The 22,421-nt window shown below is 50.8% G+C and carries 23 protein-coding genes, 1 tRNA gene and 1 pseudogene; 4 read left to right on the top strand and 21 right to left on the bottom strand.

Annotation, left to right across the window (positions count from 1 at the left end):
* Positions 1 to 8: 8 nt before the first annotated feature.
* From DFP98_RS11865 to DFP98_RS11890, 6 genes are all read right to left on the bottom strand, one after another.
* Positions 9 to 1,379: a HAMP domain-containing sensor histidine kinase gene (locus DFP98_RS11865; RefSeq protein WP_116060811.1), complete on the bottom strand. Its 1,371-nt coding sequence runs from the start codon at positions 1,377 to 1,379 to the stop codon at positions 9 to 11.
* Positions 1,376 to 2,053, bottom strand: coding sequence for a response regulator transcription factor (locus DFP98_RS11870; protein WP_116060812.1), 678 nt, complete (start codon positions 2,051 to 2,053; stop codon positions 1,376 to 1,378). The genes DFP98_RS11865 and DFP98_RS11870 overlap by 4 nt, the downstream gene beginning before the upstream one ends.
* Positions 2,054 to 2,077: 24 nt before the next feature.
* Positions 2,078 to 2,407, bottom strand: a complete 330-nt coding sequence (locus tag DFP98_RS40120) for an Imm51 family immunity protein (protein WP_342772489.1) — start codon at positions 2,405 to 2,407, stop codon at positions 2,078 to 2,080.
* Complete coding sequence (locus DFP98_RS11880; protein WP_116060814.1) at positions 2,289 to 3,068, bottom strand: alpha/beta fold hydrolase; 780 nt, start codon at positions 3,066 to 3,068, stop codon at positions 2,289 to 2,291. The genes DFP98_RS40120 and DFP98_RS11880 overlap by 119 nt, the downstream gene beginning before the upstream one ends.
* A gap of 38 nt (positions 3,069 to 3,106) precedes the next feature.
* Positions 3,107 to 3,475: a VOC family protein gene (locus DFP98_RS11885; RefSeq protein ID WP_116060815.1), complete on the bottom strand. Its 369-nt coding sequence runs from the start codon at positions 3,473 to 3,475 to the stop codon at positions 3,107 to 3,109.
* A gap of 256 nt (positions 3,476 to 3,731) precedes the next feature.
* A complete protein-coding gene (locus tag DFP98_RS11890) occupies positions 3,732 to 4,451 on the bottom strand; it encodes a toxin regulator (RefSeq protein WP_116060816.1) in 720 nt (239 codons plus the stop codon).
* 356 nt (positions 4,452 to 4,807) lie between these two features.
* Between DFP98_RS11890 and DFP98_RS11895 the strand changes: the two genes are divergently transcribed.
* A tRNA-Met gene (locus tag DFP98_RS11895) sits at positions 4,808 to 4,884 on the top strand.
* 92 nt (positions 4,885 to 4,976) lie between these two features.
* Here the strand turns inward: DFP98_RS11895 and DFP98_RS11900 are convergent.
* Together DFP98_RS11900 and DFP98_RS11905 are read right to left on the bottom strand one after the other, a co-directional pair.
* Complete coding sequence (locus tag DFP98_RS11900) at positions 4,977 to 5,333, bottom strand: nucleotide excision repair endonuclease (protein ID WP_116060817.1); 357 nt, start codon at positions 5,331 to 5,333, stop codon at positions 4,977 to 4,979.
* Positions 5,334 to 5,413: 80 nt separating this feature from the next.
* Positions 5,414 to 6,616, bottom strand: coding sequence for a pectin acetylesterase-family hydrolase (locus tag DFP98_RS11905; RefSeq protein ID WP_116060818.1), 1,203 nt, complete (start codon positions 6,614 to 6,616; stop codon positions 5,414 to 5,416).
* A gap of 184 nt (positions 6,617 to 6,800) precedes the next feature.
* Here DFP98_RS11905 and DFP98_RS11910 point away from each other — a divergent pair, with 184 nt between their 5' ends.
* Positions 6,801 to 7,526 carry a hypothetical protein gene (locus DFP98_RS11910; protein WP_116060819.1) on the top strand — a complete coding sequence of 242 codons (726 nt, stop codon included), beginning with the start codon at positions 6,801 to 6,803 and terminating at the stop codon, positions 7,524 to 7,526.
* Here DFP98_RS11910 and DFP98_RS11915 read toward each other — a convergent pair.
* The 4 genes from DFP98_RS11915 to DFP98_RS11930 form a co-directional block, all read right to left on the bottom strand.
* Positions 7,510 to 8,340: an ElyC/SanA/YdcF family protein gene (locus DFP98_RS11915; protein WP_220377083.1), complete on the bottom strand. Its 831-nt coding sequence runs from the start codon at positions 8,338 to 8,340 to the stop codon at positions 7,510 to 7,512. The two genes, DFP98_RS11910 and DFP98_RS11915, sit on opposite strands and share 17 nt — an antisense overlap.
* A gap of 54 nt (positions 8,341 to 8,394) precedes the next feature.
* Positions 8,395 to 10,503 carry a penicillin-binding transpeptidase domain-containing protein gene (locus tag DFP98_RS11920; protein WP_181917640.1) on the bottom strand — a complete coding sequence of 703 codons (2,109 nt, stop codon included), beginning with the start codon at positions 10,501 to 10,503 and terminating at the stop codon, positions 8,395 to 8,397.
* Between the two features lie 278 nt (positions 10,504 to 10,781).
* Positions 10,782 to 11,726 (bottom strand): hypothetical protein, encoded by a 945-nt coding sequence (locus tag DFP98_RS11925; RefSeq protein WP_116060822.1) that lies wholly within the window; start codon positions 11,724 to 11,726, stop codon positions 10,782 to 10,784.
* 26 nt (positions 11,727 to 11,752) lie between these two features.
* On the bottom strand, positions 11,753 to 12,520 hold the full coding sequence (locus tag DFP98_RS11930) for an RDD family protein (RefSeq protein ID WP_116060823.1): 768 nt from the start codon (positions 12,518 to 12,520) through the stop codon (positions 11,753 to 11,755).
* A gap of 61 nt (positions 12,521 to 12,581) precedes the next feature.
* Here DFP98_RS11930 and DFP98_RS11935 point away from each other — a divergent pair, with 61 nt between their 5' ends.
* Complete coding sequence (locus tag DFP98_RS11935; protein ID WP_116060824.1) at positions 12,582 to 13,559, top strand: stage II sporulation protein M; 978 nt, start codon at positions 12,582 to 12,584, stop codon at positions 13,557 to 13,559.
* Here the strand turns inward: DFP98_RS11935 and DFP98_RS11940 are convergent.
* The 6 genes from DFP98_RS11940 to DFP98_RS11965 form a co-directional block, all read right to left on the bottom strand.
* Positions 13,519 to 14,937, bottom strand: a complete 1,419-nt coding sequence (locus DFP98_RS11940) for a DUF58 domain-containing protein (protein ID WP_116060825.1) — start codon at positions 14,935 to 14,937, stop codon at positions 13,519 to 13,521. The genes DFP98_RS11935 and DFP98_RS11940 overlap by 41 nt on opposite strands.
* On the bottom strand, positions 14,888 to 15,808 hold the full coding sequence (locus tag DFP98_RS11945; RefSeq protein ID WP_116060996.1) for an AAA family ATPase: 921 nt from the start codon (positions 15,806 to 15,808) through the stop codon (positions 14,888 to 14,890). Before DFP98_RS11945 ends, DFP98_RS11940 begins: the two co-directional genes overlap by 50 nt.
* A 17-nt stretch (positions 15,809 to 15,825) precedes the next feature.
* Positions 15,826 to 16,971 (bottom strand): DUF4350 domain-containing protein, encoded by a 1,146-nt coding sequence (locus DFP98_RS11950; RefSeq protein WP_116060826.1) that lies wholly within the window; start codon positions 16,969 to 16,971, stop codon positions 15,826 to 15,828.
* Between the two features lies 1 nt (position 16,972).
* Positions 16,973 to 17,605 carry a DUF4129 domain-containing protein gene (locus DFP98_RS11955; RefSeq protein ID WP_116060827.1) on the bottom strand — a complete coding sequence of 211 codons (633 nt, stop codon included), beginning with the start codon at positions 17,603 to 17,605 and terminating at the stop codon, positions 16,973 to 16,975.
* Positions 17,602 to 18,513: a hypothetical protein gene (locus DFP98_RS11960; RefSeq protein WP_220377084.1), complete on the bottom strand. Its 912-nt coding sequence runs from the start codon at positions 18,511 to 18,513 to the stop codon at positions 17,602 to 17,604. Before DFP98_RS11960 ends, DFP98_RS11955 begins: the two co-directional genes overlap by 4 nt.
* Positions 18,514 to 18,647: 134 nt before the next feature.
* Positions 18,648 to 19,148 (bottom strand): DUF6022 family protein, encoded by a 501-nt coding sequence (locus DFP98_RS11965; protein WP_116060829.1) that lies wholly within the window; start codon positions 19,146 to 19,148, stop codon positions 18,648 to 18,650.
* A gap of 150 nt (positions 19,149 to 19,298) precedes the next feature.
* On the opposite strand from DFP98_RS11965, the gene DFP98_RS11970 reads away from it, so the two are divergent.
* Positions 19,299 to 20,006 carry a MerR family DNA-binding transcriptional regulator gene (locus tag DFP98_RS11970; protein ID WP_116060830.1) on the top strand — a complete coding sequence of 236 codons (708 nt, stop codon included), beginning with the start codon at positions 19,299 to 19,301 and terminating at the stop codon, positions 20,004 to 20,006.
* 136 nt (positions 20,007 to 20,142) lie between these two features.
* Here the strand turns inward: DFP98_RS11970 and DFP98_RS11975 are convergent, their stop codons facing one another.
* The 3 genes and pseudogenes from DFP98_RS11975 to DFP98_RS11985 form a co-directional block, all read right to left on the bottom strand.
* Positions 20,143 to 21,042, bottom strand: a complete 900-nt coding sequence (locus tag DFP98_RS11975) for a HEAT repeat domain-containing protein (protein ID WP_116060831.1) — start codon at positions 21,040 to 21,042, stop codon at positions 20,143 to 20,145.
* 14 nt (positions 21,043 to 21,056) lie between these two features.
* Positions 21,057 to 21,383 (bottom strand): annotated as a pseudogene (locus DFP98_RS11980) (DUF2441 domain-containing protein); the annotation flags it as partial.
* A 243-nt stretch (positions 21,384 to 21,626) separates the two neighbouring features.
* Positions 21,627 to 22,283 (bottom strand): GNAT family N-acetyltransferase, encoded by a 657-nt coding sequence (locus tag DFP98_RS11985; protein WP_281275133.1) that lies wholly within the window; start codon positions 22,281 to 22,283, stop codon positions 21,627 to 21,629.
* Positions 22,284 to 22,421: the final 138 nt, after the last annotated feature.

Consider the following 22,421-nt stretch of genomic DNA (forward strand, 5'->3'; position numbering starts at 1 on the left):
GAACCGGTTTACGCTCTGTCGGGTGGGGCGGCGGGCAGATGAACGACGACTTTCGTACCTTGCCCGACCTTGCTTTCCATATGAATATCGCCCTGGTGGAGAGCGACAATTTTTTGGACGATAGCGAGTCCAAGACCGTTGCCGCCGCTGCTGCGATTCCGGGATCGGTCCGTCTTGTAGAAACGCTCGAAAACGCGGCCCAGTTGTTCAGGCGCAATACCGACTCCGGTATCGGATAAAGTCACGGTGTATCCGTCCATGCCAGCCCGTATCTGAATATGGATGAGTCCGCCTTCCGGCGTAAACTTGATGCTGTTGCCAAGCAGATTCGTCCATATTTGATTGAGTTGATCCTGATCGGCCGTTATTTTAGCGCCCTGGGGCAGATCCAGATCAATATCCATGTGTTTCTCCGACCATAGAGGTTCGCAGTTCACGACGACCTGCCTGATTTGTTCGTCAAGATGATAGGTGGCGTACTCCAAAGGATGGTGACTGGAATCGAGGGACGCGAGGTTGAGTAAATTATCGCTGAGCCGGGATAATCGGCCGCTTTCCGCCAGGATGATATCCAGATACTGAATGCGTTCGTCCTCGGCGATGGAATTCATGTCCTTCAGCGCTTTCGCAAAACCGGATATAGACGTTAACGGAGACTGAATCTCGTGCGACACATTCGAGACAAAGTCCTGTCGCATCCGCTCCAATTGTTTAAGATCAAGCGCCATCCCGTTAAAGCTCCGCGCCAAATTTCCTAGCTCGTCCTTGCGCTTTAGTCCCAATTCCACGTCGAAATCGCCTTTCGCAAGTCGTTTAGTCGCGGCAGTAAGCATCTTGATCGGTTTTACAACGTAGATAGCGGCTATGAGAATAAAGATGCTTCCCGCAACCAGAACAAATAAAAGAATGGTTAACATCAAGTGCGTGAGGGTCGATTCGTTTTTGGATGAGGGCAGCAAAAATAAAGCATGACGCTCACCGCCGATTGGAAACGGCAGCCCGATGAACGTCATCTTATCCTTGGAGGAAGATCGGTAGATCTCGCCTTCCCTTACTTTCCGAATAGAATCCTGCGAAATCGCAAGATCGTCCGTGTCGGAACTATATCTGAAGGATTTCATAGTCCCGGAGTCCGCATATAGTTGAACGGAGTACGAGGTCAGCTTCACCATGCTTTCCATGAACCGGTCCAAATCCTCCGGCCTTGTCTGTTCGTAAACGCGAACGATCTCCTCGCCCGTAGCCACCAAATCGTTCTGCCCGATTCGGTCTATTTTTTTCTCAAATAGGGCTAGCCCGGCCAGAACGGAGACAAGCAGGCCTATTCCCAAGGCAGCCACAAACGTTAGCACGACGCGGACATATAGAGACCTTGTCATTTCTTCACCTCTAGCCGATAGCCGAGACTGCGGACCGTCTCGATGCGGAAATGCTCGGCATCCTCGGCGAAACGCTCCCTAATTCTCTTAATATGGACATCGACGGTTCGGTCGTCGCCTTCGTAATCCATCCCCCAGATTTGCAAAATGAGCTGCTCTCTAGTTAAGATTTGTCCAGGGTGACTGGCCAGCTTGAACAGCAGCTCAAACTCTTTTAACGGCAAAATGAGCTCTTCGCCGTCTCGGATCACCTTGAATGCCCGCCGGTCCAACACGATTCCGCCTAATTGAACGATCTGAGAGGACGCGATTCGATACCGCTTTAGCAATGCTTTTACCCGCATCACAAGCTCCAAAGGATCGAAAGGCTTGGTCACATAATCGTCCGTGCCCAACTGAAAGCCTTTCACCTTTTGCCCGGACTCTCCTTTGGCCGTGACCATAAGCAGCGGAATTTCCGGATATAGGCGGCGGATCTCCCTGCACAGCTCCCAACCGTCCATATGCGGCATCATAATATCGAGAATAACAATATCGACGGTCGAATTCTCCATGATGGAGAGTGCCTCGATCCCGTCTTCCGCCTCGATCGTATCGAACCCCTCATTCCGCAAGTACAAGGCGATGAGCTTACGAATATGGGCGTCGTCGTCCGCGATAAGAATTTTGGTCATTTTCTTGATAGTCCCCTTGGAAAATCAATTCAATTGTGCACGAGAGAATAAATCCCTGATAGCAGCGTCATCCTCGCATGCCTCTTTAAACCCTATCGCAAATTTTTGTATAGCCTCTCTATTATCGGAATAAGCGCAGAACATACTGCCTTCCGGGTCAAAGTGTACGCTACCGGTCAACTTCCTTTTATCCAATAAATGATCAGCCATTAAATCGTGCAAGTTCCGACCCGCCCTATCTAAAAAAATCCGAAAGCAGCGGAAGCAGTTTTTTGGCGCTAACCATGTGGTTTTGGCCTGTGAGCTGGGAGTGCTTTGCGTTTGGAATTGCCTTCGCCAATTGCCGGGCGACATCATGCAATCCTACGGGACTCTTCTCGCCAACGCCGATTAACGTCGGGACGGTTACTTTGGCAGCTCTTTCGATGGGAGGTAGATCCTGCGTGAGCGCGATATCGTAGGCCAAGGTTGGCGCAAGTGCCTTCATTTTCTTCCAGCCGGGGAATAGCGGCAATAGCCAGACGAACGCCGACGGCATCCCGATCCCCTTCAGAAAGGTACGCATGGCCCCCGCGTTCTTACCGTCATCGAGAAGCTTTTGTACGGTCTGACTTAATTGACGATATTCGACCTTTTCTTTCTCGTCATGCACATAAGACGCATCGTACAACGCTACCTTTCGTACTTTGCCTCTCAGCCGAAGAGCAGCCTCTAGCGCCAACACGGCACCCGAAGAATGGCCGTACACATACGCGGTGCCGCCGGCTGCATCGATCATGGCTTCAATATCCTCGATCTCACGCTCCAGCGAATATGGCAGCGTATTCCCGCTATCGCCGCGTCCGCGTCGATCGTAATTGTAGACCGTAAAAGATCTGGAAAATACTTTGGCATCCTCCACAATCGGCTTAAAAGTGCGGTAACAGGATGCCCCCGTGATGTAAATGAGCGCCGGACCGCTGCCATAGACATCATACGCTATGGTTGTACCGTCTTTGGACTGAGTTGAGTTCATGATCACACCTACTTCCTTATTCAGCTTGGAGTATAGATTTATAGATGTTGAAGGCCAATGCGGTTTCCTTCGCTGTCTAAAAACATCCCCACATACCCTGCGTGATCGCCCAAATAGGTTTTATCCATAATCACTTGGCCACCGGCTTCGGAAACTCTCGAAAGAATAATATCCAGATCGGGACTTCCATCCATATAGACCGTAACGCCATCGGGAGAAGGCGTATGACGCGGCCCCTTGACCAGAATCCCTCCGTTCTGCTCTTCCTTAACCGGAAAAAAAGCGTATTCCTCATCCCCTATGTGCATCGATTGCATCTCCGTTGCCAGAATCCGCTCATAAAATGCCTTCGCCCGTCTCATATCGGACACGGGAATTTCCACCCAAATAAATACTCGATCCCTCATTGTTCATTCTCCATTCACTCTGAAATTTGCTTACTATTCTATAAGACGGATGAACGGTCGTAAAATCATCGGTCAGCTCTAAATTTGCCGGCAAGTTCTTCATGGATTTCGCTCACTTCCATCCGCCTCTCTTGACTCGCTCGGACCTTTTATTAGCATCTAGCCATTTTTAATCATGATTCAGTTGCTCTGCTCATAAAATTACCGCTCAACTTCCGTGAATGGAAGCGAGCGGCAACAATTGGTTCGTATTCGACTACTTTATATCGAGTTTTTCAACTTGTATCAAAGGTATCGTGATATTCCCGCCCATTGTTGACTGGTATGTATGAAGCCCTTCTGATACCCCATACAAGTTAACATTATCATCCTTTAACACTCTGACTTTTGTTAATGATGAAGGATAGTAGACAAATATTACATTGTTATAATTGCTATTTACCGCAACTCTAAGATTTACTTCAGACTCACCCTCCACAACTTGAAGCACTTTGCCTGAAAACTTGACCTTCTTTCCTTCATAATCATCAGGTGTTCGCGCCAACTGCTTATATGTAATTCCTGTTTCATAACCCTTTTTTTCCTCTGCCTCTGCATTAGCAAGTTTCTTAGCAGCTTCAGCTTCAGCCTTTTCTTTTTCTTGAGCTAGTAATTGTTCTTTAGCTTGTCTATCTTGTTCAGCTTTCAAGTCATTTGCAGCTTGTTGAGCGCCAACTTCAGCTTCTGACAAATTTTTATATTTAGCCTCAAGCACAGAGAATTCATCAATACGCTTTTTTACCGTTTCTAGTTCCTCCATCGTTTTTTGCGAATCGCTTTTAAGTTTGGCATTGTCATCCAAAGCCTTTTGATAATCACTTTGCAGTTTGGCATTGTCATCCAAAGCCCTTTGATAATCATCTTTGGACGCACTAGAGCAAGCAGACATACCTACAGTTAGAATAAGTACAATACCAATAAGAACTAACCTTTTCATGTTTTTTATACCCCTTTACTGATCAAAAATAGTTACTCAGCTCATAGAATCGCATGAGATACAAATAGCGAGCCGCTTTTTGGAAAGCAAGCTCGCTTTGCTGATCATGACAATCTCTCCATTCTGGGAGTAGTCAACTGATCGCCGCTATCTAGCATAGGGTCTCCCAGTATTGTAAACAAGCTGCCAATGCAATAATACCCCTATGCACATATTTTGTCATTCATATTTCTACAAATTTATACAATCGATGTTGTCACTCATAATAAATTTACAAAGAGCTTGCAAAATGAATCAAACTGCTGTATTATAAGATTTCTGACCGACATTAACGTCGTCATGCTCAGTAATACTATCGCGGGGTGGAGCAGCCCGGTAGCTCGTCGGGCTCATAACCCGAAGGCCGCAGGTTCAAATCCTGCCCCCGCAACCAACTTACAATTTATGCTTTGCACATATTAAATGCCTTTAACCCGCTGATGTGGATTAAAGGCATTTTTCGTTCTAATCGCTCATGTCTATCCCTTACTTATACAGCACCTTATCGACATTGTACTTGGCCTTATGTTCGTTAATAATAAACGTTTCATAAATTTCTCTATGAACGGCATTCTCGACTAAACAAACCTCGATTTTGGTCACTTCATTCCGATGGTCTTTGATGTCCGACACCGTATCCTCAAAGTGCTTCTTGATTCGAGGTCTTAACTTCCGCGCCTTACCGACGAATAGGAGTTCATCCTTATCATTGTAGAACATGAAGATCCCCGCTTTATCACGAGGAATCAGAATGAAATCCGTAAACCCGTAAATATGGCTTAATGTCGGCGCCTCCTGTTTGTAAATTGTGACTTCGGGAGTCGGAATCTCTATTTGTATCACTACTTTTCACTCTCTCTTCTGCGTCATTGTTATTTCATCTTACCACAAGAGAACGAACAAGCGCCCTATAACCGGCAGCGTCAGTCCTTTTTCTCTACAAAACGCCGCCCCACGGAGTAGAATTCATCCTTATTCACGGCATCGTCCAGCCACTTCAGCAGCTTCACCCCGTCCTGTTCGGCATTGTAAAAATGTTTTACGGGGGAGAGCGTATGCGGCGTCCTGCCAGTCTTCTCGTTAAGACCGTAATCCGTGATGTAATAATAGTAGCCCGGCAATGCCTCAGTTAGCTCTCCGGCAGAACGCAGCATGCGGGCCGACCAGCGCTGCAGATATACGTCATCCTCCGAACCGTCGCCGTTCAGATCCTTTTCAAAGTCGAACAACAGCTCATCATACAGCGTATTGGACTGCAAAAGTATCGCGTTGTCCGGGAGCAGCTTGCGATTCGCCGCGAATACGGACGAGATTAAATCCCCGTGCACTTCATAACCGAAGGTTGCTGCAAAGTTGGCCTTCCATTCGGTGTCGATAATATCCGGCCAGCGATCGGCGTTTAAGTAGGAGCTGTCCGAATATTGATAAATGCGGGCATTCGGGTAGCGCTTCGCAATCTCGGGCGCCCAGAAAGCAGCTCCGAATCCCCCGGCGCTTTCTCCCGCAACGAGGATCTTGTCCGGCTCGGCGAAACGGCTCGCAATCCATTCCAATGCTGCGCGCGTATTGGCTTGACCGTTGTACCGCATGGTAAACGGCTTGCCTTTAGCGTCCGTATATTCCTTGAATGCATTCCCGATATGCAGATCGCCGGTAGAATAAGGGATATAGACAATATTCCAACCCTTGAACGGATTGTCGGGGTTATTATTTTTCAACAGGCCGCCAAGCGTACTTACTTTAAAGAACGGAATGTTCGGAAAGTAATATTTGATCTCGCCGTTCTTCAGTACATTACCAAGACTGATCGGCTGTGAGGCAGTCGCCGCATCCCAGGCCACACCGCCCCCGGAAAAATAAATGATCAATTTATTTTCATCAGCGGCTCCCTTATTGGCAAGTAAGTAGTAGTCCGAACCGTCGGCAGATAGGACTTGTGCATCCGGGTCGAACTTGATTTTGTTCCAAGCATAGCGCTCGGCAGTGGCCCATTCATCCGGCTCAGCAGGCTTTTCAAGTACGAAAAAGTAAAGATAACCTGCCACAATACCTAAGACCAGCACAATTCCGCCTATCGTCGTCAGGAGAATCTTAACGCTTCTTTTCATTGTTTTCTGTTTTGCCACACATAGACCGCCTTCTAATCATAAAGTCGTTCCCATAATTCATCATATCAGTCCGATGATAAGTCAAAACATAGAGCTAAAGTAGCTATTTTCTCCAGTGTTTGCCGCATTCTGGAACACAAATAGGCGGGTGCACATAGGCTATGGTTGACTTCCGAATCGATTCCTTTAAGGAGTGCGAATAATGAGTGGTAATAAAGACAGAGCGAAAACCCATCAAATCCCGCTAAAAAAGCTCCCGCCCGTAAGCGTTGCACAAAAATTCCCCACCGTTCAAGGGAATGAGAAAGCTTCTGTTGCAGGTCTCAAGCTTAATCATAAAGAAGATGGCGTAGCCTCTGTGCTTAACGAATGCGTGGACCGCGCGTTCCGCATTCCTATATTTTTAAGTACGACCAATTCCGTAAACCCCATTCAAGAACAATTTCTCAATCGTCTTATATTAGAAATCGAAAATGCGCTGCTGTTTCCTCGCACATTGCCTCAAAGCGAACAATATCCCGAAACCATCCTGACCAATATCCGCCGTTTGGTAATATCCAGTTATGGCTTGTTGGCGATCAATTTCCGCAGATTTTTCGCTCAAATTCTTAAAACCAATGTTGGCCAGACACCGACAACCGCCCCGTTCTGGGAAGGCTCCGTTTTTTCGCAGATCGAACCTGCGATGGCTTTTCAATTTGGCCTTCCGATATTATTACTAAGAGAAACGGGTACGGACGTCACCAATGGCATTTGGGCGGGAGGCATTGCGCCGCTTAACATTTTTATCGATTGGGATTCCGACAATCAATCCGTCGAGGAGTTTTTCAGCAGCATTCAATGGAGAGAAGTTTTTGCCAACTGGTCGGCAGAGGTAAGAGCTTATTATTATCTCCGTACGGAGCCGCAGTTCATCGTTCAGACTTAAATTCCGTTGAATGCGTTTTGGAGGCATATAGAGGATTTGCAATCCTCGCCGAATCCCCATACTCCGCTTTTAATTGTTCAAATGCTTCCCACACGTTCACAGGAATCTCAACGTGCGCAATATAGTTTTTTCCGTTAGGACCGTAACCGTTAGCATCGTCTGATAATCTTGGGATCTCCCCCATCAATAAGGAAATATATCTGTCTATGTCCCACATGCCCCAAATACCCGACGGTTCGATCGCCAATTTTTCATTTCTGACTTCCACTCTAACCTTATACGAAGCAAAATTTATGACTTCGACTTTCGTATCCTGAAGGTATTTACGAAAACCGGCCTCCATTCTGCACTGCATCGTTGCGTCCTGGACAATAATGATGTTGTTCGGGGAAAGATTATTTTGATTCATAACATCCAACGCGTAAGTAATGTTATTTCCGCAATTCGTTGAATTACGCTCTATTAAAATGTTGTCAATCCCATACTTCCGTTTCATGTACTCGCTCATAATATCCGCTTCCGCTTTTTCCGCAGTTTCGATTTCGGGAAAAGCCCGGTGGACGATTCGACGCAAACTCTCCGTAGTGTGTCCTTCCCCGCCAACAATCATAAAGTTTTTGGCGATCTTGTTCGAGACGGCTTGACCTACTACATCACAACCATAAGCTATGCTAGCCCCGAACAAAATCAACAAATCCGTCTGCGAGATTTGATATTTTTCTTCCAATGCCATGCTGGACAAAGTATCTATGTCTCTTTTTCCAAGAAAATCGCCTAATACATTGATATTCTTTGCCATTTTATATAAATCCAACTTAACGCCCTCCATACAAGCCAAAACGTCTTTGGCGTTCTACTGCTTTTCCTATCAATGCTCAAAAACCCGTTTTACTTTAGCGGCCACATAGCGGCTGCCCCCGCGACCCTGTACGTTCTCGATCATCATAGAGATCAGCAGCTGCGGGTCATCCGCGTCAAAACCGACGAACCAGCCGTTTTCCTGCCCTTTTGTGCCCTTGCTCGCTTTTAGCTCCGCGGTTCCCGTCTTGCCGGCGATCGAAGCGCCGGCAATATAGGCGCCATGCCCGACCCCTTCCGGACTCGCCACCGCCTTCACAAGATCGGCCTTGATTAATTCCGCCGTATCCGTCGACATCGCTTGCTCCTTCCACAGCTTTCCCGCAAAAGCGGAATCGGCCTCCGACAGCTGCGGATAGGCGATATTGCCGCCATTGACAAGCGCGGAGAAGGCGAAGGCGACATGCAGCGTCGTCATCTCTACCTGTCCTTGTCCGTAGCCGGAGTCGGCAAGCTGAATATCGCCGGACGGCGCGCCTCCGCCGCCGGCAAGCTGCGAAGCGCTGAACGGATAGGTCAGCGGAAGCGGTTCGCCTATCCCGAAGCGTGCCGCGCCTGCGACGAATTGCTTTTTGCCGATGGCCAGCGCCGTCTGAGCGAAATAGATATTGTCAGAGTAGGTCAACGCCTTCGACAGATCGACCGGATTCAGTTCATGCACCCGCTTCACGTAATACTTGCCCCAGGTACTGTCTTTCTTCCAGGTCAATCCGGCAATTTCCTTCGCCTCGTTTGGATCAAGCGCGCCGCTGTCGAGCCCAATCGCTGCCGTTATGACCTTAAAGGACGAGCCTGGCGCATATGTCCGGGAGAAGCGGTTCAGGAACGGATGACGCGGATCTTCATTCCATTGTCGGTATTGTTCCTTGGACACGCCTTGAACGAAAGCGTTCGGATCGTAAGACGGGCTGCTGAGCAGCGCCAACACCTCTCCGGTCTTGGGCTGGATCGCCGCCACGGAAGCTTCATCAGCCTTTACTTCCTCATAGATCGCTTGCTGCAACGCCGCATCGATCGTCAATTTGTACGTCGTGCCGTTCCTGGCATCTTGCCCTGCGATCACGGATTTCTGCACGCCTGCCCTATCCGCAATAACAACCGCTTTGCCTGACGTACCGCGCAATTGCGTCTCAAGCATAAGCTCCAGCCCCGCCTTGCCGATCAGATCTCCGGTCTTGTAGCCCTGAGCTTCGCGCGTCTTCAGCTCATCGGCGTTGATCTCTCCAATATAGCCGATCAGATGAGCCGCCACTTCGCCCAGCGGATAACGCCGTACCGTAACCTTCTGAGCGGAAACCCCCGGAAGCGCTATGAGTTCTTCCCTCGCCGCATTATCGACCACTACGGCGATCGGAACGAACAGATTCGGCTTCACCCACGACGCGCCAAGCTTGCGGTCGATCTCCTGTACAGTCATGCCTAATTTCTTGGCCATCGACGCTTTAACCGTATCGGCCGAATCCCCGAGCTTGCCCGGCACAATGCCGAGTTGCGCCGCCTCGACGTTGACCGCCAGCGGATTGCCGTTGCGATCGACAATCTCCCCGCGTATCGCAGGAGTTTTCTCGATTCGCACCGTATCCCCCTCTTCCATACCGGGGAAAATATACGAAGGATTCCAATCGATTAGCCAGTTCGTTATACCGTCGTCCTGCACCGTCTTTCTGACCCGACCCTGGTTATCGAATGAGATAGGTCCTTCCTCCGTATCCATAGAGACGCGATAAGCGAACCCTTTAACAGCGGTTCCGGCCCCCGTCACCGCCCCGTCCTCTTCGGTCGGTAGCGCCGTTACGACCAGATTGGACACCTTAAGCGCATCGTAGATCGTCTGGTATCGCTTGACGAACTGTTCTTCCGTCAGATCATTTTTCACGAAAGGCGAGAGCAGCGCATACATCCCCGCATAATCAAGCCGTTCCCACGCTGACAAGTACGCGATCACGCTCCCCGACGAATCCGGCGCGACTGATGGCTCCGAAGAAGGAGCGTCCGTGGACGTTTCCGAAGCCGAAGGCTCCGGAGACGATTTGCCGAACAAATCGGAACAACCTCCGAGCAGGAATGAAAGCATCATAAGAATAATCGCCGCCAAGCGAACGCTGGATTGTCGTTTCATCTGAATTGCCTCCTCGATACCAAAATCACCGATCTGTAAACACATTGCTTATTGTTTATACTGCGATCGCGGTTCGATGTTTCTGTTACCCGGAAATTTTGTCCCGTAAAGTCTGTAGCGGCTTCGGCCCCACCTTGTAGAGGCTCCATGCAGTAAGGTAAACTTGTTTTCCTCTTTCTGAACTCACTATACAAATAAAAATCGGCGCAGTATTACAAAAAACCGCAGTCCACTTCACTTGTGAAGGGAGTAGCGGTTTATGGGCTTTATTAATCAGCTTACTTTTCAGACGCAATCCGATTGGCAGGAGCCGTCCAAGCGGAAGCTTCTTGACCAAAGAGGTCCAATTCCCGGATATTTATTCTAACCCCAGATCTAGCCGCTTCTCCCTTTTGCAGCTCAATCGTCGCTCTTCTATGTTCGGCAGGCTCCGATATTGAAGCAAGAGCTTCATCCAAGGCTTGCAAAAACTGCTTAAAAAATTCTTCCGGCGAATCCTGAAAGCTTGCTCCATCAAGCATCACGCGCATAATCCGATTGTCCAAGGTCCCCATGGAGACCAACAAGCCTTCACCTTGTTTTCCGTGTTCAATTACCCCTAATTTTCTTATATCCTTCATCCTACATTCCATGCGAATAGCGTCTATTTTACTTTCCATGATTACACAAACAAATGAATCCTGCGTCACGAGAAGAATCTTGTTTCCCTTCTGCACCTGATCCCAGCTCTCAAAATCTTTATAAAGCGCTCTCACAATATCTTTGGATGCAATAATCCCAAGCTCTTCGAGCTCAAATAAGGAAGCCTCGTCGATTGGAGTATGAAGATGGATTCTTCTTTTAAGATAATATTGGATAAAAAGAATGCCCGCTATTCCGCTTACTAACGCCTCATCCACAGAAATTCGGAAGAAAACGCACAATAATGCAATGATGGCTAGTCCGCATTGGGACAGGGTAAGCTGTTTCAGCTTGCCCTCTTTTGTTTTTCGAAAGTATCTGAAGCCTTGACCCGGATGATAATCCCTAATATCCTGGCCAAATCCCTTTAGCTTATCAAGACCTACGACTCCTGCTGCAACAAAACCGAACCCGATAACGGTAAGTAAAATCCCTCCGCCAAGAAGACCGACGATACCGCAAAGCCCGAAGAATAGAATCGCCAGCCAAATGACTTGCCTCTTTTTCTTTATCTCTCGTAAAACCTCATCTTGAGAAGTCATCTTTACTCCTCCCGCTTCCAGAATATCTAAATCCCCCAATCCCCGCGCAGCTGCTCGTACAACCAGATCAGAAAGATCGTATCGTTCGGCGCAATGTCTTGGACGACGCCGAGTCGGCCTGCAAAGTGTTGGGCGATCGGCTGAGCCAATTGCGCGAGGCGCTGCTGCGAGACAAACGGCAGCCGCTCCGCCCAAGTAGCGAGCAGCACCCAATCGGAATACCCGACCGCCCTGCGGCTCTCTTCATCCAGTTGCTGACGCGGCAGCGATAGGCGCCTTCGGTCGATTTGCTTGTTAATCTTCTTCCGCAGCTTAAGCCGTTCCTTCTCTTTCTCGACGACGACAATCGTTCCCGCCACCATATCCCCGATTCTGCGGTCCATGGAGCTGCTCATGACGACGATCATCCCCAGAAAATAGCCGACAGGCAGCATATCGATCAGCCGAAACAGATTGCGAATGAAGACCGCGAGCAGCCCGGCGTTCCGGCCTTCCATCTGCACGACGCGGATGCCGACCGCACGCTTGCCAACAGTCTGCCCGCCCATGTAGTATTCGCACCCGACATAATAACCGCCCGTGCCAACCGCCCCGATAATGAGCAGCGCCGCGATCGCGTAATCGCTGTTTTCGAAGAATATAGAAGCGAAAGCAAGAGCGATATAGACGGCGACCAGAATCAGCATGTCGATCAATTGCGCAATGGCCCGCATCCCCACTCCCGCCGTTGGGAATTCCAACCGGACCTGCTCGGGCGTTACGATCGACACTTCTTTTTCCAACGGATAGCTCATTCTTATGCTCCTCGTTTCCGGGAATTTATGGTAGGATAATAAAAAATAGGAGGTCTGAGCGATGGATCCCGCACAGCGAATTCAGCGATACAAAGAGGATTGGTCCGAGCTCGAGCGGCTGCTCGACGCGTTAAATCACATCCGCCGACCGATTAGCGCTGGCGATATCGACCGTTTGACCGCGTTGTACAAATCGGCGGCGGCACATTTGTCAGCCATGCGTACGCAATGGCCGAACGACCCGACCACGACTTACTTAAACCATCTTGTCGCCAGAGCGCACCATGTCCTGTACAAGCAATCCGACAAAGGCGCAAGCCGCATCGGACGCTTCTTGGGCACGTACTTTCCGTCCTTAATTCGTCGGAGACAGCCGTTCATTCTGATTGCGGGAGCGCTGTTTCTTCTCGGAATGATCGCCGGATTCGCAGCGGTAGGGTCGGACCCGCTTAACCTATATCTGGTGCTGCCCGCGAATATCGCCAACGCGATCGATCCCGCTGCGACGAACGCTCCTCGCGGCGATCTTCATAGCCCGCTCGTCTCGACGGAAATCTTCATCAACAACATACGCGTTGCCATGCTGATCTTCGTAAGCGGAGTGACGCTGGGGATTGGCACCGTGTATTTACTTGCCTACAACGGCTTGATCGTCGGAGCTCTCGCGGCCGTCTTCATGCAGGCCGGCGAAAGCTATGTTTTCTGGGCGTATATTCTCCCCCACGGCATTATCGAGCTGACCGCGATCTTCATCGCCGGCGGAGCCGGCCTATATATGGGGTACCGCTTTTTCGTACCGGGCGCATACCCGCGCAAGCGGCAGTTCCTCCAGGCTGCTAAAGAGTCCGTGCAGCTGCTGCTCGGCACGATTCCGCTATTCGTGATCGCGGGCATCATCGAAGGATACGTCACGCCATCGCAGCTGCCGTTGGGCGTCAAATATGCCGCTGCCAGCGGCACGCTGCTGCTGCTCGTTCTCTATTACGTTTACGGCCAGTTCAGAGCCCGTTCCGCGCTTTCAAATCCAGGTATTCGTTGACCGCGCTAAGCGCCAATCGGTCGGCCGGCACATCCATCACCTGAATGCCCAAGCCGGCCATTTGACTCACGTATTCGCTGCGATCGAGACGGAACTTATGCGCCAGACTCTGAATATAAGCAGTCCGCTGGTTCACCGGCTCGGTTCGCGCCCATTCTTGCAGCAAAGGATCGTTCAAGGAGACGAGAAGCGGCACATGGCTTCTGCGCAGTCGACGCGCGTAGACGGGCAGCTCCTGGTCGTACAGATAGCTCTCCATATCGGAGAACAACACGACGAACGATCGTTTCTTGGTCTGCCGCAGCACATGCGACAAAGCCAAACCGAATCCGGGTTCGACGAAATCGGATTTCAGGTCGTAAGCGGCCAGCGTCAGTTGGCGCAAATGCGGGAGACCGCGCCCCGGGGGGACGTACGTCTTGATTCGGTCGGAGAAAGCGAGCAGCGCGACGTAATCCCCCTGCTTCAACGCGACCGCGGCCAGAACGAGCGCAGCTTCGAGCGTGCGGTCCAGCTTGGTCTGATGCTCAAGCTCGACTCCCATCATTCTTCCGCAGTCGAGTACAATCGTGACGACTTTGCCTTTCTCGGGCCGGAGAATGTTCGTCATCAGTTTTCCGCTGCGGGCCGTCGCCCGCCAGTTCACCCGCCTCGGATCGTCTCCCTGCGCGTAGCTGCGGATCGAATCGAAGTCCGTACCGGACAGATGGGGCCTTGCCAGCCTGCTGCCATCAAGCACCAGAGAATCCTGAGCTGCAGCCAGGATTCCGCGTACCCGCGAGAGGTCCGGCACGATCCGAACTTCGCTTCGGCATGTCAGCCTCGTCTGCTTCTTCCACAGCCCGACTCCGCCCCAATAGCGAAGCATCGCGCTTCCGAACGTATAAGCTCCCCTCTCCTGCCCTGCGGCGTCGTATTCGAAACCGATCTCGCTTTCCTCCAGGCGGCCTCTCCATACCTCCTGCGGAATCCGAACATCCTGCTCGTCCTCCCGTTGCGTGCGGTAATCCGTGAAGGAAATCGGAATGTCATCGGCCAGCTCGACGTTTAGAGAAAAGCCCAACGCCGGATCGGCCAGCAGAGAAAGCCGAACCTTGAAGGATTGGCGTACGTCGGCCTCCTCCGGTATTGTCCTCTCTGCGGAGAACCGCTTCCGCGAGGGCAGCAGAAGCAGATCGACGACGCTGAATAGCGCCAGTACCAGATAAAATCCCCAGAACGAATAAGCGCCGTAACCTAGCGCATAGACGGCCCCGATCAGAACGGAACCGATAGCCGTAATCGCGACAAGGCGGCGAGTGGGAACGATCGACTCATCGCCAAATTGTCTATCGAGGAACCGGAACAGACGCGAGCGTTTCCTGGACGATGTGGTCACTGCTGCCGCCCTCCAATTCCGCCTGCGGCGTCAGCAGCAGCCGATGGCGGAGCGCAGGGCGCGCCACCAGCTTCACGTCGTCCGGCGTCACGTAGTTTCTGCCTTCGAGAGCAGCCCAGGCTTTGCTCGCCATCAGGATGGCAATTCCGGCGCGCGGGCTTGCTCCGAGCTGTACCCGCTTCGATTCGCGCGTTCTGCGTATGACCGCCGTAATGTAGTCGATGACCGAATCCTCGACGACAACTTCCGCCGCATGCGCCTGGGCTGCCCGAATCTCATCGAGCGTAAGCTCTGGAACGATCGCCTGATCGCGCTCCGTCGCGAACGGGACGTGCCCTCTTAGAATTTGCCGTTCCTGCTCTTCCCCCGGGTAATCCAGGATCAGCTTGAACAGAAAGCGGTCGAGCTGCGCTTCCGGCAGCGGATATGTACCTTCATATTCGAGCGGGTTCTGCGTCGCGACGACGAGGAAAGGCTCCGGAAGCCGGTGCGTCGCCCCGTTAATCGTCACCTGCCGCTCCTCCATCGCTTCGAGCAACGCAGCCTGCGTTTTCGGTCCGGAACGGTTGATCTCGTCCGCTAGCACAAGGTTGGCGAACACAGGCCCGCGGACCGTTTGAAATTCGTTTTCCTTCGTATGATAGATGACGCCTCCCGTAATATCGCTGGGCATCAAATCCGGCGTAAACTGGATGCGACGGTACTCGCCCCCCGTTAACGCCGCAAGCGTGCGCGCCATCTTCGTCTTGCCGAGTCCCGGCACTCCTTCCAGAAGCACATGTCCTCCGGCCAGCAGCGCCGCGGCCATGAGCCGGATATTCGTCTTCTGCCCGTACAGCCGCTGCTCCATCGCAGTCAGCAGTCTCCCCATGCTTGCGCTCATTCTCGTCACTCCTTCTCCAGTAACGCGATCATCTCGCCGTACTCTCGCGTCCGTTCGACGAAATCGCCATCCGCTCCCGCGCCGCGTTCCAACGCCTGCGCGTGCCGCAGCAGGCGCTCCAGCTTAACCGCCTGCGCTTCGCTTAAGCGGTCTTTTGCCAGCCGCTCCGCCTCTTCCGGCGCGGCTTCAAGGGGCAGCCCCCAGCGCGCCAGCAGCAGACGACGTAGGGCGCGCGCCTGATGCGCAAGCGCCTCGCTCTTGAAGCGGCGGCGCTCGTACCACGCAGCGACGGCCCGCAGCGTTTCGTCGCCGCGGCGCACCGTCCAGGCCCGCGGCGTATAGGCCGGGCCGAAGCGCTTGCCGCGCTGCCACAGCCAGAGCAGCAGCGAGACGGCCAGCCCTGCGCAGACGGAGACGAGCCACGCCGGATACACGGCCAGGAACCCCGGCGTCTCCTCATAACCGTGATGGTACTCGTCCACCCACAGGACGGTGCGATTCCCGTCGCCGACCAGCCACGGCCATACGAGCTCAAAATGATCGTGCTTCAGCACGTTTTCATTCGTCAGCCACTCGGGCGCAACCGCCGCGACAATCGTTCCTTCTCCGTGCGGTCTTTTCACCCCGATGACTCCGCTTGGGTCGCGAAGCAGCTCGATATCGCCGTCTTCCAAGGTAATTCGCTGCTTTATTGCAACCTCCGCCATTCGTTCGACAACTGCTTCCCCCTCCTGCCGCATCACGGTGGCGGTTCCGGATAAAGCGTCCGAGCGTTCGGTTTGAAATCCATCTCCCGCGCCTAGATTGCGGCTGAAAAGCAACAGCTCGTTCCCTCGCTCCACCCATTCGAACAGCTTCGCCCATTCGCCATCAAGCGGCGCGGCGGGCTCGACAATGAGCAGCGTCTGCCCTGTGCTCGCGGGCAGCTCGCTCCACGAGCGCTTCCATGTCTTGATCGGAGCCTGCTTCTCCTTAAGCAGCTCGATCACGCCCTTCGTCCCATCCACGTCAGCGGAGAACGATACGTAAGGCGCTAATCGCTCGGGCTGCGGTCTTACGACGATCAGTCCCAGTCCAACAAAGAGCATGACGCAGACGGCCAGCCCGATCACGTGTTTGTTCCGATGCAGCAGCTGCTTGATCGGCGACATCCTACCTCGCCTCCCTCTCCGCAATCAACGCAGCGATATCGCGTTGAAAGCCCTGGAAGCTTTCATCGTCCGCAGGCTCGTGCCCGTACCATACCCGTTCGAACAGCAGAGCGCTCCGCTGAAAATACGGCACCGCATTCGCCCGGTTCCGCTCCAGCTCATCTCGATAATCCCAGTCCGTTTTCCATTTCTCGATGCGAATCCAGCCAGCCCGTTCCAAGTAGAACAGCAGCGACAGGTACGAACAGCGAATGCTCTCCCGGATTTTCCCTTCGGCATGCGCAGCCTTCGCCATCGCCGCATACTGCTCATACGTCAACGCCATCTCCGATGCCCCCACAGGCGCCTTATGACGACGAGTTTTCCCATTGTACACGATCTGCCTGGAGAACCCGTAAATCGCCCAGCACAGTGCTACCAGCACCGCGCCCAGCACCACGAACAATCCGACGATCACCACGCTATTTGCCCCATGAAGGGAAGGAAAACGATCAATCGCCCAGTCCACCAGCGCTTCCAGCCAACCCTTGCGCGGGCTGGCGGTCTGTTCATGCACATATCTCGTAAATTCGTCCCTGCTCAGAATTTCGCCAAGTCTTTGTTTGTCTTCAAGCAGCTCGGACCGGTCGCTCATTGGTCGGCCGGAGGCGGCGGCGGCGTCATAAAATTCGGGCCGATCCGGTTAATCATCTCTTCAAGTCCCATTCCGTCGCGAACCCTAAGATCGAAATAGCTAACCGCATACACCACATAGAGAATCGGCGCTGTCAGCAAATTGACAAGCATCTGCAGCAGGGCGAAAACAATGCCGCTCATCGGCACCAACGCAAGGAGGAAACCGGCGACTAAATTAAACAAATAGATCAACAGCATCATGACCAGAAACAGTCCGAACAGTCTCCAGAAGCTTTGACGCGTCAAACTCCAGCTTCTTCCGAATCCAACCGACTCTTCTTGGAGTGCGACAACCGGAAGAAAGTACATGAAGCGGATTACGAAATAGTAAAAGGTGAACACGACCCCAACCGAAACAAGGATTATCCCCACACCACCCAAGATCGCGGCGACAATCATGCCCAAGATCATAGTCACGATCGCGATTGCAATAATAAAGCCGAGCATCATTAGAGCAAATAAGACCGAACTGCCGAGCAATCCCCCATACCTTTTAAAGGACATCCGCAGCAATTGGAGCGCCGACGGGGCTTCTTCTCCCTTCATGACATGGTATACGAGAAAAACGACGGAGGCGACGGCGACCGGCGTCAGAAACAAAAAGACTAAGCCAAAGAGAAAAACGACCCACCCTTGGCTGCCTTCTGAGAGCAGCGGTTCCGCGTCTGCGGAAGAATAATTCACAATACCTTCCATATTGAACATCGACTGGACGGTCTGCCCCTGAGTCATGGCTTGAAGTAAATAAAAAAGGCCATAGCAGATCAACATAATCGACATCAGTTTCGCAAAATGCTTGCGATACAATTGAAAGCTTAAATCGATCATTCTACCGATTCCCATTGGCTTTGGGACTTCATGAGGCACAGTAAAACCTCCTAAGTTTTTCTAAATTTCTCTCATTATACTACACTATGCGCAAAGCTTGTCGCTGAGTCAAAAAGAAAATTGAAAGGCGATGAGCGAGCGCTTCAAACGTTATTTCAGAAGCCCCCCGCTAGTCATATCCTCTGCGACTCCTTTATTCCCCTAACTCCTTGCACGATCTTTTCCTTGAGAAACTCAGACAACACAAAGACCATCGGTGCTGAAGGAATGTCGAATTTCAGATGGGAATGAGGAATTTCCGTAAGTAAAGTACCTACCGGGTCATCTTGCCTGTCGCGGATCACGTTCCAGAATATTCTCGATCTATGATCCTCCGTCCCCCATTTCTCAAGGGAGTTTCTGAAAACCAAGCGCTTTGCGATAACAAAATCGTTCTCCTCCAGCTTCACCATGGCACTAAATCCGGCGCTTTCCAATTGTTCGAATACAGTCGGCATAAGCTGATCCAAATAAAGGCCGTAGGCTGCATCTTCTATCTCCGCAAAAGCGGCCGTCAAGTCTGCATGCATCGATTCGTACAAGGACTTCCATTTGGACTCGATATAGCGGTTGGCCTCCTCACCGATTTCTTTTATCGTCATGTCTTGGCGGAATTTCGGAAAATATTTTTCCATTCACTTTCTCCTCCTTTTTGTCCTTTCGCAAAAATTGTACAACATGCAAGCCAATTGTAAGGATGACCAGATTGAAACAAGGAAAGTCTAATGGTTTCATAGAAAACCTTATAATCAACTTTAATTTTATGTTAGGAGGAGACTGAGATTATGAAAATGCGCCCTCAAAAAATGGCGACAAAATTTATGATTAGCCCCAGCACTTTACGAAACTATGAAGCTAAAGGCCTCATACCTCCCGCAGAAAGATCCGAGAACGGCTATCGTTTCTATACGGACTTGCATTCAGCCTACTTGGCTTGTATTCAAACCATGGCCCCTGCATTCGGGATGGAAGTGACGACGGAGGTGCTTCATGATCTTCAGCGTGACGAGATGCATAACGCTTTATGGGTCATCAGGGAAAAGGAAGTTGTTTTATACGAGGATAAAGAGAAATTGGAGCGGTTGATTGAAGAAATTCGGCAATTAGCGGACGATAATACATCTTCATTTGCCAAGGAGCGCCTTACCATCCATCAAGTATCCACGTTAATGAAGATACCTAAATCAACGATCCGATACTGGGAACACGCAGGTTATGTGATCGCGGACCGGGACCTGGAAAACAGTTATCGACGCTACCATAAAGGTCATCTTCTTAAAATGAAGTTGATCCAGATCATGCAGAACTCCGTTTATTCCGAAGAAACCGTAAAATCTAAGCATAGAATTGCCGCTGCAGAGCAGAGCGATTTGCAATGCGTCATGAAGCTGGCCGAGAATATCCGGACTTATCTGGATAAGAGGATCGAGTCTCAAATATGCGGAATTTCCAAACTCTATAGTTTAATTCAATTGATAAAAACGCCGGTCTAACTCCTTCCTCTGTACACGCATCTATCATTTGCTCGACTGTAATCATCACCGCACTGGCTAAAACGACTTCTTCGCCATGATCTCCGACGAATCTTTCGTTAATTCGGCCAACCATTTCGCCTCATGTTCAAACAGCTTATCCGCTTTCGAGGTGCTCAGGGCCGCCAGTAGTTTGTACCTCTTCCTTGTCCGGCGCTACTCTCCAAAGGAACGATAGGCCATGCATCAGCTCGCTCATTGGATGTTGCCCGCCCCCTTTGCGTTGACGAGACACAATTGTTTTAACCCGACTCAAAACGGTTTTCGTTTCCGAGTCGCCCCCCCATTGGTCGAGAGCTTCCATGGCGCTCCATTTCACATCAGGGGACCTGTCGTTTTCAAGCGCCGATACAAATAAAGGCACATGAGTAACATCCCCGAATTCGGCGGCAAAGCGTATCGCAAGACTGCGAATCTCGCCGTTGGGCGATTCGATGAGCGCCAGCACGTCGGGAAGCGCCTCCCTCAGACCGAGCTGTTTCAGTGCCCACAGCGTATAGACGATATCGTACTGGTCGTTCGAGTGACGAATGATTTCGATTAAGCGCCCCTTCACTTCCTCCGGCCGGCAACGGGCTAGCACCCGAAGCGCTTCTCTGCGGATCGAATCGTCGCTCGACTCCGACAATGCAAGGAACATTTCGGCATCCGGCACTTCCGGTACGCGCGCGAACGACCACATCATTCGCGACTTCGTTTGCATCTTGTTCGTTTTCGCAAACTCGTCCAGCATCAGACGGACAGCCTTGACATCCCCTGTATTTTTCGCCAGATGGCTCCATAGGAAGCAGGCGTTCCCCCTTGTTTCATCGTCTTGCGTTTCCTCCAAGACCTGTGCCGCAACATCGATCAAGGTCGGATCGTCCAACCGTTCCGCTTCGCGCAAAGCCTTCCAAGACACTTGATCTTCCGAATTCCGAACTTCTCTCCCTTGCTCATCCGTCTTGATGGTCATGCGGTACAGCAGGTCTCTAACGTATTGTATCTCTTGACTCATAAGCAGCCCCCTCTAGCGTATAAACAGGACAATCTTGAAGGGTATTCAGGATATTCTTGCAGTCTTACCATCTCAACTATAACTTCTCTAATAGCTCTAATCGTTTGCCCTACATAACTGATCGCTACATCGGCATTTTCTTTGTTCAGCTTCAAGCCTTCATCTGTATAATAACTGTATAGAATCTCAATAAAGTCTTCGCCTTTGGAATTCAAGCGTTCCTTCTCAAAGAAGAATTGATAAAGGGTATTTTTTTGCTTGTCATCAAAGTATAACATCTGTCCCAGCGACATTTTTTTCTTAGTAACAATATGATATACATATATTTCGTTAGCCACCAAGCACTCCCCCCATCACCATAATTAATTACTTATTTTACCACAATGGAAATCGACCCAGGCTAAGTATCGAAAGAATTCATAAGAACCATTAGTTCTGTTGAGCTTCTTCGCATTCTTGAGACTTGCAGCAACTTTAACATACACGAAAGGCCGCCGAAGTAATCGGCGGCCTCACTGTTAGTGTTAGAATATCGTCTCCCGTTAGCGGAAGGATCTACAATTTAACCTACTGTCTTGTAGATTCTAGTATATAGAAATATCTGTCCCATAGAGGTGAAGCTGAAGACGCTTTGCAACGGACTGCGACGAGTAATTATCCCATGACGTACTATACATAGGTATTCTTTGAGAATGGCGAATAGCTTGGGCCCAGGAAGAAGCGACCCGAATTGCATATCCTTTTCCTCGATAGCCCTCCAATGTCTCCACACCGGCCTCAGCAGCTCTATCGCTACTTCTTGCGCTAAAGCATACTGATACCGCCATGTTGTTTTCCATCACCATATAGCAAGGTTCTCGAGACTCAAGTTCCGATAACAGTGAGGAAAATCCATGTTCCAGGTAGCATTTATTATTCTCGGTGACTAGAGTAGCATCCGTGTAATCCGTACCGATCTCATTAAATGTGTAAGCAGGACCCATCCATATTCGGCGAATTTCCTTATCCATTTGTAATGTGTTAATCACATTGGACAGTTGCTCATTTGGGTCATACCTATCCATTATTTTCATGACGTTGCGGATCACGTTATTCGAGATATCATTTCGGAATCTTATTACTCGCCCATTATTCGTATGCCCCCAAAAAAACCGGGGTGCTGGATGGCGGACACGCTCATTAACTCCTGTGATTCTTCCAGCTTGATCATGAACATAGAGAACCTCAGCTTGAATGTCCATAAGTTCTAAATTGTTGTACAGACCATTACCTCCTCTATTGTGAGTCGCTCACCCTTTCCCGGTTTTTAATCATCATCAACGATCACTCGCTCTCTCCGTATTTTGTCACAAGAATATCATTTCATCGGAACAGTTTGC

Source organism: Cohnella phaseoli, assembly GCF_003386235.1.
Lineage (GTDB): Bacteria > Bacillota > Bacilli > Paenibacillales > Paenibacillaceae > Cohnella > Cohnella phaseoli.

Bases quoted from the DNA above. Each gene is read 5' to 3' on its own strand.
- DFP98_RS11945 (WP_116060996.1), bottom strand. From the start codon at position 15,808: ATGGGGAGACTGCTGACTGCGATGGAGCAGCGGCTGTACGGGCAGAAG.
- DFP98_RS11935 (WP_116060824.1), top strand. From the start codon at position 12,582: ATGGATCCCGCACAGCGAATTCAGCGATACAAAGAGGATTGGTCCGAG.
- DFP98_RS11950 (WP_116060826.1), bottom strand. From the start codon at position 16,971: ATGTCGCCGATCAAGCAGCTGCTGCATCGGAACAAACACGTGATCGGG.
- DFP98_RS11920 (WP_181917640.1), bottom strand. From the start codon at position 10,503: ATGAAACGACAATCCAGCGTTCGCTTGGCGGCGATTATTCTTATGATG.
- DFP98_RS11955 (WP_116060827.1), bottom strand. From the start codon at position 17,605: ATGAGCGACCGGTCCGAGCTGCTTGAAGACAAACAAAGACTTGGCGAA.
- DFP98_RS11970 (WP_116060830.1), top strand. From the start codon at position 19,299: ATGAAAATGCGCCCTCAAAAAATGGCGACAAAATTTATGATTAGCCCC.
- DFP98_RS11985 (WP_281275133.1), bottom strand. From the start codon at position 22,283: ATGGACATTCAAGCTGAGGTTCTCTATGTTCATGATCAAGCTGGAAGA.
- DFP98_RS40120 (WP_342772489.1), bottom strand. From the start codon at position 2,407: ATGTCGCCCGGCAATTGGCGAAGGCAATTCCAAACGCAAAGCACTCCC.
- DFP98_RS11890 (WP_116060816.1), bottom strand. From the start codon at position 4,451: ATGAAAAGGTTAGTTCTTATTGGTATTGTACTTATTCTAACTGTAGGT.
- DFP98_RS11870 (WP_116060812.1), bottom strand. From the start codon at position 2,053: ATGACCAAAATTCTTATCGCGGACGACGACGCCCATATTCGTAAGCTC.
- DFP98_RS11965 (WP_116060829.1), bottom strand. From the start codon at position 19,148: ATGGAAAAATATTTTCCGAAATTCCGCCAAGACATGACGATAAAAGAA.
- DFP98_RS11975 (WP_116060831.1), bottom strand. From the start codon at position 21,042: ATGAGTCAAGAGATACAATACGTTAGAGACCTGCTGTACCGCATGACC.
- DFP98_RS11910 (WP_116060819.1), top strand. From the start codon at position 6,801: ATGAGTGGTAATAAAGACAGAGCGAAAACCCATCAAATCCCGCTAAAA.
- DFP98_RS11880 (WP_116060814.1), bottom strand. From the start codon at position 3,068: ATGAACTCAACTCAGTCCAAAGACGGTACAACCATAGCGTATGATGTC.
- DFP98_RS11930 (WP_116060823.1), bottom strand. From the start codon at position 12,520: ATGAGCTATCCGTTGGAAAAAGAAGTGTCGATCGTAACGCCCGAGCAG.
- DFP98_RS11925 (WP_116060822.1), bottom strand. From the start codon at position 11,726: ATGACTTCTCAAGATGAGGTTTTACGAGAGATAAAGAAAAAGAGGCAA.
- DFP98_RS11885 (WP_116060815.1), bottom strand. From the start codon at position 3,475: ATGAGGGATCGAGTATTTATTTGGGTGGAAATTCCCGTGTCCGATATG.
- DFP98_RS11865 (WP_116060811.1), bottom strand. From the start codon at position 1,379: ATGACAAGGTCTCTATATGTCCGCGTCGTGCTAACGTTTGTGGCTGCC.